Raw genomic sequence first — 18,719 nt, forward strand, 5'->3', positions numbered from 1 at the left:
TATTACAGGAGAACCAGCACCCTGCTGAGAGGTTTTCCGACATGACAATATCAAACTCATTTCATGATATGGCTCCTGAAAAAACGACCTTCGCAGGGGCGCTCGCGATCATAGTTTCTCTATTTATCCTTTTCAGTAACTCACATCCATGCCTGGCGAACGACAAGGCCAGCCTCCCTCGCCAGGCCATCATACTCACTATTCAAGGTGCCATTGGCCCGGCCAGCAGTCAGTATGTACTCGACAACCTGGAATATGCTCAAACCAGCAACACCGAGCTTGTTGTACTGCAGATAGATACTCCCGGCGGCCTCGACCTGGCCATGCGGGACATGATCCAGGCAATCCTCAACTCTCATGTCCCGGTGGCAAGTTACGTATTTCCGGAAGGTGCGAGGGCTGCCAGTGCCGGCACGTACATTCTCTATGCCAGTCATATTGCAGCAATGGCCCCGGCCACCAACCTCGGGGCAGCAACGCCAATACAACTCGGCAAACCACCAACAGGACAGGATGACCAGGGCGAAGACAAGAAGAATGACCAAAAGGATTCCCAGCCCGGAACCGCCCTTGAACGCAAAATGGTCAATGATGCCGCGGCATATATTCGATCGTTGGCGAAAAGACACGGTAGAAACAGTGAGTGGGCTGAAAAAGCTGTGCGAGAGGCAGTGAGTCTCAGCGCAGATGAAGCGCTTGAACTGCAAGTGGTGGATATAGTGGCAACCGACCTGCAAGATCTGCTGAAACAGATCGACGGGCGCAGAATTACCGTGGACAATGAAGAGGTTACCCTGCGAACAGCCAATCTTCAGCTTGTCTACCTTGCTCCCGGCTGGAAAGAGAAGCTGCTTGCCATAATCAGTAACCCCAATGTGGCGTATTTACTCCTGATGCTTGGAATGTATGGCCTTATCTACGAGCTTGCCAACCCTGGTGTTTTTTTCCCGGGTGTGGCCGGAATGATATCGTTACTGCTCGCCCTTTACGGCTTCCAGGTATTACCGGTCAACTACAGCGGTCTGGCCCTGCTGTTGCTGGGTATAACCCTGATGATAAGTGAGGCCTTTGTGCCGAGCTTCGGCTCGCTCGGAATTGGCGGAATCATCGCCTTCATCATTGGCTCTCTTATCCTCTTTGATGAAGAATCTATCAGGATCTCCAGGACCCTCATCATGACCACCACCGTTCTCTCCGCCACCTTTATCTTCCTGCTTATCGGCCGAATGCTCACTTTCAGAAAAAGAAAAATTACAACCGGCAAGGAGGCTCTGATCGGTATGACCGGGGTAGTCATCGAAGACTGTCCTGAAAACTGCAGAATCCGGTTACTGGGAGAATCCTGGCAGGTGGTATGCTCCGACGCCTTGCAGCAAGGGGAAGTCGTCCAGGTAACAGGGATTGACGGGCTTGTGCTCACCGTGGAAAAACTCAAGGAGATGTGAAATGATACCTCTAACCCTACTGAATTATCTCGTGCCCATCGCCTTTATTGCAGGCCTGATCGCTTTGTCTTTCAAGATCGTTGCCGAATATGAACGCCTTGTCGTGTTATTTCTCGGTAGGCTCCAGGGCATCAAAAATCCAGGTCTTCGCATCATTGTTCCAGGAATTCAGAAAGCATTCAGGGTCGACCTCCGGGTGGTGACCATGGACATTCCGCCGCAGGATGTGATCTCCCGCGATAATGTCACCGTGAGGGTTAATGCTGTGCTCTATTTCCGTGTGGTTGATCCCGAGAAAGCCATCATCCAGGTTGAAAATTATCTTCTTGCCACCAACCAGTTGGCCCAGACGACCCTTCGCTCTGTGCTTGGCCAACACGAGTTAGACGAGATGCTCTCGGAACGTGAAAAGCTGAACACGGACATCCAGGAAATTATTGATATGCGAGCCGATGCCTGGGGAATAAAGGTTATTAATGTAGAGATTAAGCATATCGATTTGAATGAATCGATGGTCCGAGCTATCGCAAGACAGGCAGAGGCAGAACGTGAGCGACGGGCGAAGGTTATCCATGCCGAAGGAGAATTTCAGGCATCTGAAAAACTGTTGGCTGCAGCCAACGTCATCATCAAAAATCCGCAGGCTCTCCAACTCAGGTACCTGCAAACTCTTGCAGACGTTGCCGCCCACAAAACTTCGAACACCATTGTATTCCCCATACCCATGGAGATGATGCATTCCTTAGTGAAGAGCAGCAAACCTGAGCCACCTGAACAACTGAATACTGACAGTTAACCAGAGGCAAGCCGCGAGAGGTTAAAAGTACCCCAATTCCCCGATTCAGAGAAACGAGAGCCTCGTTTAAGGCTCTCGTTTGAGTTTCTATAATAAATCCGAAGCCAGTTCGGCCAACTCTGATCGTTCCCCTTTCCTGAGATCAATATGGCTGTAGAGCTTCTGGCCCTGCATTTTGTCTATAAGTGAACTCAGCCCATTTGAATGAATATCCAGATAGGGATGATCTATCTGATGAATATCGCCGGTAAAGATAATCTTGGTACCTTCCCCCGCTCTGGTTATAATTGTCTTCACTTCATGGGGCGTCAGGTTCTGGGCCTCATCCACGATCATGCACATCCGCACCAGGCTTCTTCCCCGTATGTAGGCCAGAGGTTCGATAATCAGCTTTTCATCCTCGATCATCTTTTTCAGGCGCTGATACATCTCACTATTTTCGCTAAACTGGTTACGAATCACCCCAAGATTGTCATAGAGTGGCTGCATGTATGGCCGAATTTTCGATTGGATATCACCCGGCAGATAGCCGATATCCTTATTGGATAGGGGCACAATAGGCCTGGTCAGCAGAATCTGGCGATAATTCTTCCTGGCTTCTAAAGCCGCTGCCAAGGCCAGCAAGGTTTTACCGGTACCGGCCTTACCGGTGATAGTCACCAGAGGAAGACTGGTATCGAGAAGTGCATTTACAGCAAAGGACTGCTCTGCATTCCTCGGGGTAATACCGTAGACAGTGCTCTTCTGAACCAACTGGAATGATTTCACATCCGCTTTAAAGCTGGCTAATGCAGACGTGTTACCATTTTTCAGAATTATGAACTCATTAGGCTGAAAAGGCTCATCGGGAGCGAGTTTCGCCTCACATATTCCGTCAGGGCTGGCAAACAGGGACTCAATTACATCTGCAGGAACATTCTCCTCACTCCTGCAGCCTGTATAGAGCTTTTGTGGATCACGAACATGATCGGTGGTATAATCTTCGGACATCAATCCGAGGGCACGGGCCTTCATCCGCAGATTCATATCCTTGCTGACAAGGATCACCGCTTTGTCTTGATGATCCTGTTTCAAACAATAGGCGACATTAAGTATTCTATGATCGGGTTTATCGCTGTTTGGGAAACTTCCGATCAGATCTTCATGCATCGGCCGGTCCAGCCGAATGGAGATACGGCCCTTTTCCTCATCGATTTTCACCCCGCCATTGAAAAGTTTATCGGCACTCAATTCGTCAACTGCGCGAATAAACTGACGGGCGTGGTAATTAATGATCTGACCGCCTTTTTTGAAGTTATCAAGCTCTTCAAGCACGGTAATCGGAATCAGGATGTCGTGTTCTTGGAAATTATAAATGCAGGAGCTATCGTGGAGAATTACGTTGGTGTCGAGGATGAACAGTTTTTTGTGAGAGGTCATGGATCTCCAATTGCTTTGGTGGCACTAGCCTGAATTTCTCATCAGTTCAAGGGCTGTCAGCTTCGAAGTTTTCCGCTCGATATCATGAGGAATTCGGTCTAAATCTTGATCATAACAACAAACATGGACGCAACGTCTCGTGGGCCGGTTAATTGTCTGCCATTCTCACCTCCTTATCAGATATTTACCTCGTACTCTTCATCAAGAATATGTATCACCCGTTAATGTCTGTTTAAGAAAACATTTCGATTTGGCCAGTTGGAGAATATAGCGACAGTACCGTCTGAACCACCTGAAGAAAGGCAATAAAAGATTCCTTCCACCACCCGGAATCAAGTGGTGGAAGAATTCGGCAAGATAGGGATGAGATAAAAACTGAACCTTTGGCAGTTGATTAGTCTCCCAGGCAGGTATTGACGTTACGGGCTGCAGTGATCCATGAGTGATCGGCTGGCACCGTGTACCGTTTTCCGATCACATCCTCCAGCGGTACGGCTTCGGTACCATCACCACGAACCGCTATCATGCAACCGGTTACTCCCTGTTGAAAATACTCAACACAGGCTGTTCCGAGACGAGTCGCAAGAACCCGGTCTGCCGCACTCGGAGTTCCTCCGCGCTGCAGATGTCCTAAAATTGTCAGACGTGACTCCAGCCCGGTCAACTCTTCAAGTTCCTGGGTGAGTTTCAGGGTATTGTTACTCAAAGATTTAGCAAAATTTTTCAAATCTTCCGAGGCTTTTTTAATCGCTTTCGAATCACCCGCTTCCTTGGCCTCTGCCTTTCTCGCCTTGAAGTCATCCAGTGTAATACGCTCTTCGACGGAATACGCCCCCTCGGCTACGGCAACGATGCTGAAATTTGTGCCACGCTGCTGACGCTCACGTATCGCCTGAGCAACTTTCGCCAGATTGTATGGTATTTCCGGAATCAGAACCACATCCGCACCACCAGCAATACCTGAGCCAAGAGCGAGCCAGCCTGCATTGTGGCCCATTATTTCCACCACGATAATTCTGTGGTGACTATGCGCAGTTGAGTGGAGCCGGTCAATCGCTTCGGTGGCGATTTCCATAGCAGTATGAAAGCCAAACGTCACATCTGTCATACCGACATCATTGTCGATGGTTTTCGGCAGTGTGAGGATATTCAACCCCGCCTTAGCCAGTCTGTAAGCGTTTTTCTGGGTACCACCACCGCCGATACAAATCAGAGCGTCGAGATTATGCCGATGATAGTTCTCACAGATAACCTCGGTCATATCCATTATTTCACTGCCAACCTGCATTTTGTGCGGTTTATCACGACTGGTGCCGAGAATCGTACCACCCTGGGTGAGGATTGACGCGAGGACATCCCAGTCCAGACGCATGGTTCTGTTTTCCATTAAGCCGCGAAAACCGTCACGAAACCCTACAATGCGAATTTTTCCGGTTCGTAATGCTGATTTGCCAATGGCTCGAATAGCCGCGTTCAGGCCAGGACTGTCTCCACCTGCGGTCAAGATGCCAATGTGCTTACTCATTCCGCCTCTCAGGTTAATTTCTAATTATTTTATTTAATTATGGTAACGACACGTTAACATAAACTGAGCTTTGCCAGATCTAATTGCTCATTATAGACATATTGAGAGAAGATCAACAAGTCGCAAACATCAGGCTTACACAACTCTAACAATTCCTTCTGTTATCACAAGTAAGCCTGGCTCCTGTTTCCTACTTAACTCCCCCGGTGTTTCCACAACCACAGCCGCAACTCTGATGGGAAGTGGCATTGTCGTCCTTTCCCTCATTGCCGCCTGCTGCCGGGAATTGTGCAACAAAATGCGTACCTGACTCTTTTTTTGAAAAAACTTTCCTGCCCCATGTATAAAGAGGCTTTATGGAAATCGCCAGCAGGATAAAAACCGCAGCAAGTTTAATCGGCACAGGGATAATCTCCGCCGCTTCACCTATCACCGCCTGGGGAGATATCCCCGCCCTGAGATATATCTGATCCACGATGAGTCCGAAAACAACCGCTGAACCTGCCAGAACCCCAAGATATCTTAAGGTACTTTTTTTACCCAATATCTTAAACAATACCGACATTGAAGTGACGTTAGTTGCCGGCCCTACAAGTAAAAAGACCAGTGCCGCTCCGGGACTCACTCCCTTCAGGATCAAGGCTGCCGCCACCGGGGTAGATGCTGTTGCACAGATATACAAGGGAATGCCGATCACCAACATAATCAGCATGGAGCCAAGCCCGCCACCGAGGAAGTTTACCATGAGCGCGTCCGGTATCATTACCGTAATAACCGCCGCTATAGCCAAACCGACATAGAACCAAAGCGCGATGTCTCCCCATACATCGGTCACCGCATATCGAATTCCTGCACTGAGCTTATTGAGAAACGGTACCCGGTCAGCTGCTGCAACGTGTTCCTTATGCTCCGCTGCCACAGTTGCTCCGGCTGCTTTGGCCATCGGAGGAGCCACAGGTTTGGGAGATGGTTGCTGATTGTCCCAGTTGAGAAAATTCTCAAGGAAACCTGCCACTATTGCGCTAACACTTGCAGCAATCGGCCTCACCACTGTCATAATCGGATCAAGTAGCGCATAGGTCACGGCGATGGAATCAACACCTGATTCCGGTGTTGAGATAAGGAAGGCTGTCGTCGCACCCTTGTTCGCTCCCTGCTTCTGTAACGATGCTGCCGCCGGCAGCACACCACACGATCAGAGCGGCAGGGGAACACCAAAGAGCGCAGCCTTGACAACTGACCCATAGCGACCTCTGCCGAGGTGATGGGCGATCATCTCCGGATTGAGAAAAACCTTTAGAACTCCTGCGATAAGAATACCGAACAGGATGTAAACCGATGAATCAAGCAGGATATGCCAAACTTCCATGGCGATATCCAACGGCAACGACACTATTTTTTCTGATATAGACATAATTTCTTGTTGGTAAAAGCTTCTATCTTTAGACGATTCGAACCAGTCTCAGTCAATGGCAGGAAATCAGTCTACTTCTCTCTCAAATGCTCTAAAGCGTATTCGATCAGCATCATGATATGACCGTCAATCAGGCTGTAGTACAGGGTTGTGCCCTCCCTTCTGTTGGCGACCAGTTTCATGGTACGCAGCAGACGCAGTTGATGGCTTACCGCCGACTCGGAAATTTCAAGCAGAGCCGCCAGGTCGCAGACGCACATTTCCTGGCCGGATAGCGCATATAAAATCCGCAGCCTGCTCGGATCGGCAAAAGCTTTGAAGAGTTGGCTGAGTCCTTCAATTTCGATCGATGCCAGGGCTGCATCACGAGCTGCTTTCACTTTATCCTGGTGTATCACCCTGGCCCCGCAAAGATCCTCCACCATACTATCCCCTCATTGTCATTTGTTTTTTAACTTCTTCCGGCCTGAATCACTCAACTCGGCCATGAGTCTATATGAGTATCTGCTCATATATTACCGACCAGTAGAAGAATGTCAACAAAGCATGTGCAATTTCAAATCAGATTGAGCATAATGCAGCCCAAAGAGCTTTCCGATTTCATTACATGTCCTATTCTTATCCCATGAATACTATAAAGAGCACAGCCCCCGGCACCCTGTATATCGTAGCTACTCCAATAGGTAATCTTGACGACATCACCTTGCGGGCACTCAAAATTTTGCAAGAGGTTGACCGTATTGCAGCCGAAGACACCCGGCACACCAAAAAGTTATTGAACCACTTTGCTATCAACACTCCTCTGATCAGCTATTATCGCGAGAAAGAGCAGCAAAGAGGCGCTCAGATCATCGAATTTCTGAAAGCCGGAGAGAATATCGCCCTGGTGAGCGATGCCGGCACGCCCGCAATTTCCGATCCTGGTGCGGTCCTTGTAGGTCTAGCCCACGATGAACGTATCCGGGTCTGTCCGATTCCTGGTGCCTCTGCCTTGACTGCAGCGGTCTCCTGCTCGGGCTTTGCTGAAGGCTCTTTTCTCTTTCTAGGCTTTGCCCCCTCCAAAAAAGGGCAGAGAAAAAAGCTCTTCGCCTCGCTCGTACACCAGGAACATCCTGTTGTCTTTTATGAAGCTCCCCGCCGTGTACAATCATTTCTGGAAGACGCTGTCGAGACCCTGGGCAACCGGACTGCACTATGGGCTCGTGAAATCACCAAGACCTTTGAAGAATTTCACCGTAACACCCTGACCGAGTTGCTGGAACTGTGTAAAAGCAGTGAGCCACGCGGCGAATTCGTAATAATTATCGGCCCCGGGAGAAAAGAGAAGGCTGAAGGGGAAAACCTTGAAGAGCTACTCGTCTGGTATCGCGACCACTCCGAACTTTCCTTAAAAGATGCCAGCCGCAAACTCGCCAAGGATCTTGGACTCTCCCGCTCCCAAATTTACCAGCAGGCACTGGAAATCTGGAACCAGAAGGATTGACATTACGTATCTCAACCACCTGATTACCATCATGAACAGAATACGAAGCTGTGTTACTCCGGAAGGAAAGTTCATCTACGGCATTCATAAACCTGAATATTCAGTTACCAATCTCAGGCAGGAAACATGCCCGCAGTCGCTTGGCTCTCTTGATGGAGTCAAGCAGATTTTCAACGAGCGCAACCTGCCTGAAAATGATGTCACTGTAAATAAGGCGGACTGGATTTTCGAAATTCCCAACCCCCTTCCTTTCAAGGGCGCGACCTTCATCGACAAAGAGTGGGCAGATGCCAGCGCCAATAACTACCAGCGTATTCGTATCGCCACTGCTCCCCAGGTTTCGCTGTCACAGGTTCTCGATGCAAACGGCTACGGGGCCGAACTTTTCGATACACTCCCTGAGCCGATGCTGCTCTCGCTCGCCACCTGCTCTACTGACCCTGCCGATCTTGTGCGACTCGCAGAACTGAGTTGTAACTTTGAATTAGATGAGCAGGGACAACCCAACGGACTTTGCTACCGCACCATGGACGATGGGTCCATCCGCCCGGATATTTCAAAACACGTGCTGTTCGAAGCGGTCGCCAACAATCCACACCTGCCGGACAACTATAAGGTAGTGATGGTCATCAGGCCCGGAGCGCAGGGTAGCAGCGAAATTGTCGGTGAAGTGCCGGCAGATGGCACCACCCATATTTATGAGTATCTGCGACGTAATTCCTACATTGGCGGTGGCCACTACGCTGCCAATATGGCTGAAGATGCGATACGATATTCGATAGCCGAACTCTCTGAGGACGATGTGCATGGCCTTCGCCATCTCTATTATCAGCGAACATATGTACGGCTGGCAGAAGAGCTGAATATCCCCTTGGCACGTGAAAAGAGAAAACTCAACGACCTTGAGCTCGAGGAGTTACGGCTGGCAATCTCGAAATCTGTCAAAAATACACCCCTGGATGTCAATGCCACCCTCTGGGGCTGGAATTTCGGCTTTGATTATGCTCCTTCCAGGTACCGACTGCACGCCTCACATCAACAGGTACACCAACAATATGCGATGCTCCCGGCCCGCGTGGAAGGCTACAGCGGGAACCTCCAATACCCTGAATTTACCATGCCAGCCTACGGTTGCGGCGACCTGGTTGCCGAGGTTATGCAACGTTATCGTGCTGTCTATGATCGGGATTTCTTCGTCGACTACCTGGCTGCCATCATATCCAACCAGCGCATGGACGAACGTGACGACCTGGAATCCAGTCTGATTGTATGGCGGGATGAGAATGTCATGCTTTTTATACCAAAAGCCCAGACCTCGCAATGGGAATTACAGCTGATAACGCTTGAAAATGAATCCGGCTATCCTCCCGGCAATATCGTCGAAGCTAATGCTGACGTCAGGAGATCTCTGAACATCGGGATACTTACAGCCCAGAGAGTATTGGCCGCTATCGGGGCCAAAATGGTCACCTCCATAGAATACCCGAAACGGATCGGCGCCCAGGGTGAAATCGGCCAGCCTCTGCTTTATGCTTTTTTGCCCCGCCTGCCCGAATCCCCCGGAGCCTTCAGCGAGGCACAACTCCGGTTCATCAACGGTCACTACCCCGAAGATTTCGCTGCAGTTCTGCGAGCCCAGTTATAATCCGATTTTCCCATGGGGTTTCAACCGACCATATTTCTTCCGATTCGTAACAAGGTGGAATATACTTTGCGCATCGATAGTACCTATATGCCCCATTATACCGACACCTACAACACACTGCCAATGAGGTAGATAATGAACGATACTCCATCATTAAATGATCAACTCAAATCCTCTGACATCCTCTGGAATCTTTCCGACCTCTATTCCGGTTCCGATGACCCGCAATACGAGACAGACATAACCGGGGCAAAAGCCGAAGCACAAGCGATACGGGCAGCCTACTACAGCAAAGTGTCGGAGATAGATGCGGCCCAACTTCTTAAACTCGTCACGCGCCTCGAAGAACTTGACTGTACGCTTGGTAAACTCGCCACCTATACCTTTTTAGACTTCACCACACAGGTCGATAATGCTGAGGCCGGTGCCCAGAGCCAACGCATACGTGAACTTGTCAGTGAATGTGGGAAGGAAACCGTCTTTTTTGAACTTGAGTGGAACAAGCTTGATGATACCCATGCAGAAGAACTGCTGAAAGACCCACTCCTTGCCGGCTACTGTCACTATCTGAAATCGATGCGCCGCTATCTGCCCCACCAGTTGAGCGAGACAGAGGAAAAGCTCCTTCTGGAGCTGCAACCTGTCGGCAGGCGCAGCTGGACTACACTCTTTGAAAAAATCTTCGGGCAGCTCAAATTCGGCCCTGAAGGGCGAAGTGAGGAAGAAGTTCTCACTGATCTGTACGATCCGGCGAGGGATGTCCGACAGCAGGCGGCCTCTGAAATGACGGAAGGCCTTAAGAGCCAGAACCACATCCTCACTCATATTTTCAATACCCTGGCAGCAGAAAAAATGATTGCCGACCGCACCAGAAAGTTTGATAGCTGGGTCGGCTCAATGAATCTTGACAACCAGCTGGAAGATAAAACTGTTGAGACTCTTATCGATGCAGTTACCAGCAGGTACGATCTGGTCCATCGTTACTACAGGGTAAAGAGAACGCTTCTTGGCCTGGATGAACTTACGGACTTTGACAGATATGCCCCTCTGCCTTCACTGCCATCCAAGAAAATAGACTGGCCGACCTGCAAAAAAACTGTGCTGGATTCTTTCGCAGACTTTTCCCCTCAACTGGCCAGCAACGCCAAAGACTTTTTCGACCGCAACTGGATACATGCACCCGTCATTCCGGGAAAGCGCGGCGGTGCCTTTGCTCACCCCTGCGTTCCCGATGTCCATCCGTACGTACTGGTCAACTACACAGGCAACCTGCGCGATGTTTCCACAGTCGCCCATGAACTTGGCCACGGTGTACACCAGGTACTCGCTGCCCGGAAAGGATATTACAATAGCGACACACCTCTGGTACTTGCCGAAACAGCATCTGTTTTTGCAGAATTGCTGGTTTTCAACAGCCAGCTTGAACTGATTGACAGCGCTTCGGAGCGACAAGCCTTTATCTGCCAGAAGCTTGAATCCATCTTTGCTACAGTGTTCAGGCAAACCGCCATGAACAGATTTGAGCAGGCCATGCACCAGGGCCGGCGGAGTCGTGGAGAACTCAGTAGCGAAGAACTCAGCGAGTACTGGCTTGCGACCCAGCGCGAGATGTTTGGAGACTCTGTCACCCTGACCGATGATTACGGAATATGGTGGTCCTATATTCCCCATTTCCTCCATACTCCCGGATATGTCTACTCGTATGCTTTCGGCGAACTTCTTGTTCTCGCACTCTATGCCATTTACCAGAAAGAAGGGGCCGGGTTCATCGACCAATACCAGGAACTGCTGGCGGCAGGTGGTTCCGAGTCACCATATGAGCTGATGAAGCCCTTTGGAATCGACCTGAATTCTCCACAGTTCTGGCAACAGGGGCTGGACGTCATTGAGCAAATGATAGTCAAAATCGAATAACCTGCTCCCAGCGGTCCCTCGACAGACTGCTTTAGATGGTGCTGGGCAGCCACACTCAGTGGTTAATGATTTATGTTTTGAATTAATCAAGCGTGTTTCACACCACTGAGTGTCATTTTTTTACAAATTCGTCTGCATTTACATTACATTAACGAACAATCCCAGGGAGCAACCTGTTTCAGTATGTATTTGTGAACACAAGCTTTTTTTTCCTATCCATTGAAATAGATGTTTTTTTTTGGGTATGCAGAAGAGATACCAGCTGTATATTGCCAAGGAGACAGCATATTCAGGGGGAAATATGCCAACGATCACTGGACCGATCAGTAAAGAGCGTCGAGCCCATGAGCGGTATCATGTCAAAGAAAAGGTTATGCTCTACAACGGCACAACCTTTGCCGAGGTTTTGAATATCAGTACAGGTGGTGTTCTCTGTCGCTTCCTAATAGACACCAAGAACCCGCTTTATCCCGTTCACACCATCGATCTCATCGATGCCCCGAAAAAGCTTTTTATCCAGAATATTTCCTGTATTGACCTGAATTGGCAGGATACTGAACCATGCACTCTTTTCGGTTCCACCGCACTCAGGGATTGTCGCTTGCAGTTCTCTGCTCTTTCCGCCGACAAACACTCCGAGCTTTCTGATTTCATACAGCAGGTAATCACATCCCCATCCAGCCAAAGCAATTCGCAAGCGCCTGCAAACGATATCATTGCGTAACGTATCCTGCAGGCACCCGGCATATCTTTAATGTTTTTCACCTTCAGATAGTGTATCCTCACGCAGTAAATACCACGCACCATGTTATATCACAGTAATCTATAATTCTTCGCTGACAGTACAGGGCGGTATGCCTCTTCCCGCAGGTATCCGGTCACATCATTTCCCACCCCCCACTCATTGAAAGAATCTTTTAGACAACCTGATCAATTGTGACACTGATACAATGTTCATGGGAAATGCCGGGGTAGAATTTTTTATAGCCACAGTCGCCAACATGAGTGATCAGCTCATAACCGTGATGTTGATAAACCGTTATATGAGAACTTCCAATGCAAGATTTTACATACGAAGATGAGAAGTGGATGAAAATGGCTTTAAAAGCTGCAGAAGCAGCAGCTTCACAGGGTGAAGTCCCGGTTGGAGCTGTAATCATCCAAAACAACACCCTGCTGGCTGCTGCCGGCAACAAACCAATTGGCCTCAACGACCCCACTGCCCATGCGGAAATACGCGCACTCCGGCTTGCCTCTGAAGCCGTAGGCAATTACCGTCTTCCAGGTACCACCCTTTACGTGACCCTGGAACCATGCATAATGTGTTTAGGAGCCATTTTGCATGCACGGGTAGAGAGACTGGTATACGGCGCAAGAGACCCAAAAACAGGGGCCGTACATTCTCTTTATCAGATAGGAGAGGATGAACGACTGAACCACAGCCTCCTGATTACAACGGGTATCCTTGAAGATGATTGCGGCGATCTCCTCAAGGGCTTTTTCAAACAAAAACGAAAAGCACGTTAAATTAATGTGGTATGAAAATAGAGCTATTTTTTTTTGCACTTTTCCTAAATTTTCATTGCCAAAAGAACGCCGACAGGATACATAGTGTTTCACAATTTCATCGGGGCAACCGATTATGGAGAGGTGACCGAGTGGCTTAAGGTGCACGCCTGGAACGCGTGTGTACGCAAGTACCGTGAGTTCGAATCTCACCCTCTCCGCCATAAGATTTCGGTTTGGTAGCCGGGTCTGCGCAACAAAGAATCACGAACCCCGCCAGGTCCGGGAGGAAGCAACGGTAGTGAACCTCTTTGTGTGCCGCAGATAGCCCGGCTACCATTTTTTTTATCTCCTGACTGAAAGCCTCTCATGCACGGTGACGCATGTCATACCTTGTCTTAGCAAGAAAATCCCGCCCGCAAACATTCGACCAGGTCGTCGGTCAACGTTCAGTTGTCAAAACTCTTCAGAACAGTATCAGACGCGACCGTATCGCCCACGCCATACTTTTTTCCGGCGTACGTGGTGTAGGCAAAACCACCCTCGCCCGCATTATGGCCAAGGCCATTAACTGTGAAGGCGACAGTGATAACCCACCATGCAACGAATGTGCTCCCTGCACCGAAATTACCAACGGCAATTCACTTGACCTGATAGAGATCGACGGTGCCTCCAACAGGGGTATACAGGAGATCCGTGAACTTAAAGAAAAAATCAAGTTCATGCCGACCTCATGCAAGTACAAGGTTATCATTATAGATGAGGTGCACATGCTCACCACCGAGGCCTTCAACGCCCTGTTGAAGACCCTGGAAGAACCTCCAGCGCATGTTCACTTTATGTTTGCAACCACCGAGTTGCATAAAATTCCAATAACCATTCTTTCCCGTTGCCAGCAATATGAGCTCAAGCGCATCCCTGCAACTGAACTGGCCGCCCACTTCAACAGGTTGGCGGAAGATGAGGGGATAACAATTGATCCTCCGGCTCTGTCTCTGATTGTACGTGAAGCCGAAGGATCGGTTCGTGACGGTTTGAGCCTGCTTGACCAGGTATTTTCGTTTGGCGAAAAGCATATCTCCGTTGCCGATGTGACCGAAGTGCTCGGCCTGGTTGACAGAGACATCCTTATCTCGCTGAGTGAAAGCCTGCTGACAGGCGATAGGCCCGGAGCACTGGGTTCGCTTGAAGATATCTTTGCCTTCGGCATGGACATCAAGCGATTTTCCGCTGATCTGCTGGAATGCTTCCGAACCCTGTTGCTGACCAGAATTGAAGGATGCGGCAAATTACTCGACCTGCCCGAAGATGAACGGTTACGCTTTTCTGAGCTCAGCGCCCGCTTTTCACCGGAAACTATCCACCAGAAGCTGACACTCCTGATGCGCATGGTGGAGGATGTTCGCTATTCCAGCCAGCCCCGGCTCACCATGGAGACCGGTTTTCTTAAAATTATCGAAGCCGGCAGTGTCGTACCGCTTAGCGAACTGCTCGGCAAAATGGAGCAGCTGCTTGAGGCCGCAGGAAAGAGCAATTCAGCCCCGGCCCCGCCCCGGCCCGCCGCGACTCAAAAAAAAACTGAATCCGCCACGCTGAACCCTGCCGTATCGGCCCCTCAGCGCCAAATACATACGGCTAAATCAGCAGCCGACTCAGCGGGAAAGTCTTCTTCATCGCCCAGCAGGAATGCAACTGCGCCATCCGGCCCGGTTGCTCCACCAATCCCTGAGCCCACCGGCCCTGATGCCATGATGGCCCAGCGAGCGAACTCACAAAACCACGCTCCGCCCCCATCCGAGTCAAAGAATGGTCAAGCTGCGACAATACGCGACTCTTTGGCGGCACAGCAGGACGAGGCCCCCCACAAGGTTCAGGTGCACCCTCACCAAAAAGATATCAGGCGCCACTGGCCCGACTTCCTTGCCCACGTAAAGAGCCAGGTAGTATGGATCGCCCAGGCGCTCAACAGGGCAAAAGTCAAAGAAGTCGGCAACGAGCTGCAACTCCATTACGACGATCCAGCCGATTGTTCGCTGCTAAAACAAAAAGCCAACAAAAATCAGCTTACCGAGTTTGTCCTTGATTTTTTTCAGAAAGAACTCACCGTACGTTTTATACTTCCTGATGTTGAAGACACCACGGAAGATGGTGGCGATGAAACTCCCCACCAGAAGCGTCAACAACTCGCCCAGGATCCACTGACCATCATGACCGCAGAGATTTTTCACGGCCAGGTAGGTGACATTCGCATTGGGCGCAAAAACAATTAATCAAAATTTATAATATAGGATAGTACCCATGGACATGAGCAAGATCATGGAACAGGCCCAGCAGATGCAGGAACGCATGAAACAGATTCAGGACGATCTGGCCAAAAAGGCAATCATCGGTTCTGCTGGAGGTGGCATGGTTCAGGTAACCGTAAACGGCCAGGGCGATGTATTGAAAGTGGAAATCGAACCACAACTCATTTCTGCCGATGAATCCCAAATGCTGCAGGACCTTATCGTTGCAGCAACCAACGACGGTCTCCGTAAGGCAAAGGATCTCAGCAAGCAGGAACTTGGCCAACTGACAGGCGGCCTCGACCTGCCCGGTCTCACCAACTTTATGCGATAAGCAAAAGGCTCTGTATGCAGGTTATTCCTCCGGCTCTGGAAAGGCTTATTGAAGATCTTGCCAAGCTGCCCGGTATCGGCAAAAAAACCGCCACCAGGCTTGCCCTGAACGTACTGAGAAGGCCACCGGGCTATGCCCATGAGCTATCCGAAGCACTGCAGGCGCTGCACGCCTCCATCCAGCTCTGCTCCTGTTGCTTCACTTTTTCCGAAAGCGACCCATGCGCTGTCTGCTCCGATCCCAAAAGAGACGCCAGCCTGGTCTGTGTTGTGGAAGAACCGGGTGACCTGATGGCTATTGAGAAAACCGCCAGTTTCCGTGGTCACTACCACATCCTGCATGGCGTACTTTCCCCCATTGACGGTATAGGCCCCGATGAATTAAAGATCAGAGAACTCATTGCCAGAATCAATAACGGCAGTGTGCGAGAAGTGCTGATCGCTACCAGTTCGACCGTGCCGGGTGAGGCCACTGCCTCGTACCTTATAGACCTGCTTGCCAACGGTCCGGTAAATGTAACCCGGCTCGCCTGTGGTATTCCAATGGGGATGGATATAAAGTATGCTGATAAACATACACTGGCGAGAGCAATAGAGAGTCGGTCTGCTGCAAAATGAAAAAACGCTTTAAAAACCATAGCAGCTATCATTTTTTCTTGACACCGGCTCTGATACTTGGTAATTCAAGCGCGTTCTTTGCAACACCCCATAGCGATAGGGGTAGCATTGAACCACCCAACAAAATGGATACGCAGGCGCGTAGCTCAGTGGGAGAGCGCCACCTTGACGTGGTGGATGTCGTGGGTTCAATCCCCTCCGCGCCTACCAAATAAAAGGCTAAAGTAGAACGACCTTCCCAGATTGTCGTTGTTCTTTAGCCTTTCTTTTTTATACGGGAAGGGAAAACAATGTCAGACATCGCTGTTTCAATCAAAGACGGTGAATCTATCTCTGTTCCTGCGGGCACAACCGTTCAGGACGCACTCTCACAACTCCTGTCTAATAAGCAACGCAAAAAAACTCTCGCGGTGAACACCGGCGAAGGCGTTGTCGATCTCAGCACTCCACTGACTGAGGATACTCTTCTCACGCTCGTCCAGACCGGAACGGATGAGGGCCTTGAGGTACTGCGCCACTCCACCGCGCACATTATGGCCCACGCTGTCCGCGACCTTTTTGGAGATGACGTCAAAGTCGCCATCGGTCCTTCCATCGACAACGGTTTCTATTACGATTTTCAGTACAGCGAGGGTTTCAGCCCTGAAGACTTCGACAAGATCGAAGCACGCATGACTGAGATCGCCAACCAGAATCTTCCGTTTGAGCGTGTGGAAGTGAGCGCCGAAGAGGCCATCGCCAAATTTGAAGCTGAAGGCGAAAAATATAAAGTTGAACTGATCCGTGATCTTGGTAGTGAAAGCATAAGCCTGTATACTGTCGGCGGCTTCAAAGATCTCTGTCGCGGACCACATGTACCGAACACTTCATTCATCAAAGCGTTCAAGCTTCTCCGCGTTGCCGGTGCATACTGGCGTGGTGACGAGAAGAACGATGTGCTGCAGAGAATTTACGGCACCGCCTTCTACGATGCCAAGGCACTCAAAAAACACCTGAACGCTCTCGAAGAAGCCAAGAAACGCGACCATCGTCGAGTTGGTAAAGACCTCCAGCTGTTCACCACTGAAGACCAGATCGGCCCGGGCCTTATTCTCTGGCAGCCAAAGGGTGCACAGCTCAGACGTCTGATAGAGGATTACTGGAAGGATGAGCATTATCAGCACGATTACGAGCTGCTCTATACCCCGCACATCGCCCGCCAGGATCTCTGGAAGACATCCGGACATCTCGATTTCTACGGTGAGAATATGTACTCTGCCATGGACATCGACGAGGTGAGCTACCAGCTCAAGCCGATGAACTGTCCATTCCATGTCGGTGTGTACCAGAGCAACAAGCGCAGCTACCGTGAGTTCCCGATCCGCTGGTGTGAGCTTGGTACAGTTTACCGCTATGAGCGTGCCGGTGCCCTGCACGGCCTGCTTCGGGTTCGTGGTTTCACCCAGGATGATGCTCACATATTCTGCCGCCCTGATCAACTTGAGGACGAAATTTTCAACATCCTTGAGCTAAATCTGCATATTCTGAAAAATTTCGGTTTTGCAGATTACGACATCTACCTCTCCACCCGTCCGGAGAAATCCGTCGGTACCGACGAGAACTGGGATGCTGCTACCACCGCCTTAAAACTTGCCCTTGAAAAGAAAGGTCTCAGTTACGAGGTCGATCCTGGTGAAGGTGTATTTTACGGGCCGAAAATTGATATAAAGATCAAGGATCAGCTTGGTCGCTCATGGCAGTGCTCCACCATTCAGGTTGACTTCAACCTGCCGGAACGGTTCAAGATGACCTATGTCGGCGCAGATAACGCCGAACATCAGCCGATCATGATTCACCGCGCACTCATGGGCTCTCTTGAGCGCTTTATCGGTGTACTCATCGAGCATTACGCAGGTGTGTTTCCTCTCTGGTTTGCACCTGTTCAAGCGCGAATTCTGAACATTACTGATGATCAGGCCGACTACTGCGAAGAGGTTTATAAGCAGCTCAGAAAAGCCGGTGTCAGAATTGAAAAAGATTTGCGCAATGAAAAATTGAACTATAAAATCAGGGAAGCACAACTCGCTAAAATTCCGTACATGCTTATAGTCGGTGACAAAGAGAAAGAAGATGGTACAGTCACAGTGAGACTGCGTGATGGTAAAAATCTTCCGGCTATGCCGATCTCTGAATTTGCCCAGAAGGTGGCGACAGAGGTTGCCGAAGGTCGCGGAATCTGATTTTATTTAAAAAAGATATATTTTATCGTGTACCGAATGACAAAAATACGCTATTATCAATCGTTTTTTTTGCCAAACTGGTATAATCAAGATTTTTCAAGCTCGTAGATCGAGGAG

General features: G+C 49.8%; 15 protein-coding genes, 2 tRNA genes and 1 other RNA gene. 14 read left to right on the forward strand and 4 right to left on the reverse strand.

Going from position 1 to position 18,719, the window contains the following annotated elements; translation table 11 throughout:
• Positions 1-41 precede the first annotated feature (41 nt).
• Both FCL45_RS18725 and FCL45_RS18730 read left to right on the forward strand, forming a co-directional pair.
• Positions 42-1,445: an NfeD family protein gene (locus FCL45_RS18725; RefSeq protein WP_217907605.1), complete on the forward strand. Its 1,404-nt coding sequence runs from the start codon at positions 42-44 to the stop codon at positions 1,443-1,445.
• Between the two features lies 1 nt (position 1,446).
• Positions 1,447-2,241: a slipin family protein gene (locus tag FCL45_RS18730; protein ID WP_136799103.1), complete on the forward strand. Its 795-nt coding sequence runs from the start codon at positions 1,447-1,449 to the stop codon at positions 2,239-2,241.
• 87 nt (positions 2,242-2,328) lie between these two features.
• Here FCL45_RS18730 and FCL45_RS18735 read toward each other — a convergent pair whose 3' ends face one another.
• The 4 genes from FCL45_RS18735 to FCL45_RS18750 form a co-directional block, all read right to left on the reverse strand.
• On the reverse strand, positions 2,329-3,660 hold the full coding sequence (locus tag FCL45_RS18735) for a PhoH family protein (RefSeq protein ID WP_136799104.1): 1,332 nt from the start codon (positions 3,658-3,660) through the stop codon (positions 2,329-2,331).
• A 394-nt stretch (positions 3,661-4,054) separates the two neighbouring features.
• On the reverse strand, positions 4,055-5,185 hold the full coding sequence (locus FCL45_RS18740) for a 6-phosphofructokinase (protein WP_136799105.1): 1,131 nt from the start codon (positions 5,183-5,185) through the stop codon (positions 4,055-4,057).
• Positions 5,186-5,375: 190 nt separating this feature from the next.
• The gene (locus tag FCL45_RS18745) at positions 5,376-6,554 is read right to left on the reverse strand and encodes an SO_0444 family Cu/Zn efflux transporter (protein WP_217907759.1); all 1,179 of its coding nucleotides are present in this window, start codon (positions 6,552-6,554) and stop codon (positions 5,376-5,378) included.
• Positions 6,555-6,670: 116 nt separating this feature from the next.
• Positions 6,671-7,024, reverse strand: coding sequence for an ArsR/SmtB family transcription factor (locus FCL45_RS18750; protein WP_136799106.1), 354 nt, complete (start codon positions 7,022-7,024; stop codon positions 6,671-6,673).
• 182 nt (positions 7,025-7,206) lie between these two features.
• Here FCL45_RS18750 and rsmI point away from each other — a divergent pair, with 182 nt between their 5' ends.
• The 12 genes from rsmI (at position 7,207) to thrS (ending at position 18,602) form a co-directional block, all read left to right on the forward strand.
• The gene (gene rsmI / locus FCL45_RS18755; RefSeq protein ID WP_228721367.1) at positions 7,207-8,082 is read left to right on the forward strand and encodes a 16S rRNA (cytidine(1402)-2'-O)-methyltransferase; all 876 of its coding nucleotides are present in this window, start codon (positions 7,207-7,209) and stop codon (positions 8,080-8,082) included.
• A 31-nt stretch (positions 8,083-8,113) separates the two neighbouring features.
• On the forward strand, positions 8,114-9,727 hold the full coding sequence (locus tag FCL45_RS18760) for a hypothetical protein (RefSeq protein WP_136799107.1): 1,614 nt from the start codon (positions 8,114-8,116) through the stop codon (positions 9,725-9,727).
• Between the two features lie 135 nt (positions 9,728-9,862).
• The gene (locus FCL45_RS18765; protein ID WP_136799108.1) at positions 9,863-11,641 is read left to right on the forward strand and encodes a M3 family oligoendopeptidase; all 1,779 of its coding nucleotides are present in this window, start codon (positions 9,863-9,865) and stop codon (positions 11,639-11,641) included.
• A 301-nt stretch (positions 11,642-11,942) separates the two neighbouring features.
• Positions 11,943-12,365 carry a PilZ domain-containing protein gene (locus FCL45_RS18770; protein ID WP_136799109.1) on the forward strand — a complete coding sequence of 141 codons (423 nt, stop codon included), beginning with the start codon at positions 11,943-11,945 and terminating at the stop codon, positions 12,363-12,365.
• A gap of 332 nt (positions 12,366-12,697) precedes the next feature.
• Positions 12,698-13,168: a tRNA adenosine(34) deaminase TadA gene (tadA, locus tag FCL45_RS18775; RefSeq protein WP_136799110.1), complete on the forward strand. Its 471-nt coding sequence runs from the start codon at positions 12,698-12,700 to the stop codon at positions 13,166-13,168.
• Between the two features lie 117 nt (positions 13,169-13,285).
• Positions 13,286-13,371, forward strand: a tRNA-Ser gene (locus tag FCL45_RS18780).
• Positions 13,372-13,388: 17 nt separating this feature from the next.
• Positions 13,389-13,485, forward strand: an RNA gene (gene ffs, locus FCL45_RS18785) — signal recognition particle sRNA small type.
• Between the two features lie 45 nt (positions 13,486-13,530).
• Positions 13,531-15,417, forward strand: a complete 1,887-nt coding sequence (gene dnaX / locus FCL45_RS18790) for a DNA polymerase III subunit gamma/tau (protein ID WP_136799111.1) — start codon at positions 13,531-13,533, stop codon at positions 15,415-15,417.
• Between the two features lie 28 nt (positions 15,418-15,445).
• The gene (locus tag FCL45_RS18795) at positions 15,446-15,766 is read left to right on the forward strand and encodes a YbaB/EbfC family nucleoid-associated protein (RefSeq protein WP_136799112.1); all 321 of its coding nucleotides are present in this window, start codon (positions 15,446-15,448) and stop codon (positions 15,764-15,766) included.
• Positions 15,767-15,780: 14 nt separating this feature from the next.
• Positions 15,781-16,383: a recombination mediator RecR gene (recR, locus tag FCL45_RS18800; RefSeq protein ID WP_136799113.1), complete on the forward strand. Its 603-nt coding sequence runs from the start codon at positions 15,781-15,783 to the stop codon at positions 16,381-16,383.
• Between the two features lie 135 nt (positions 16,384-16,518).
• A tRNA-Val gene (locus FCL45_RS18805) sits at positions 16,519-16,593 on the forward strand.
• A gap of 80 nt (positions 16,594-16,673) precedes the next feature.
• On the forward strand, positions 16,674-18,602 hold the full coding sequence (thrS, locus tag FCL45_RS18810) for a threonine--tRNA ligase (RefSeq protein WP_136799114.1): 1,929 nt from the start codon (positions 16,674-16,676) through the stop codon (positions 18,600-18,602).
• Positions 18,603-18,719: the final 117 nt, after the last annotated feature.

Source organism: Desulfosediminicola ganghwensis, assembly GCF_005116675.2.
GTDB classification, from domain to species: domain Bacteria; phylum Desulfobacterota; class Desulfobulbia; order Desulfobulbales; family Desulfocapsaceae; genus Desulfopila; species Desulfopila ganghwensis.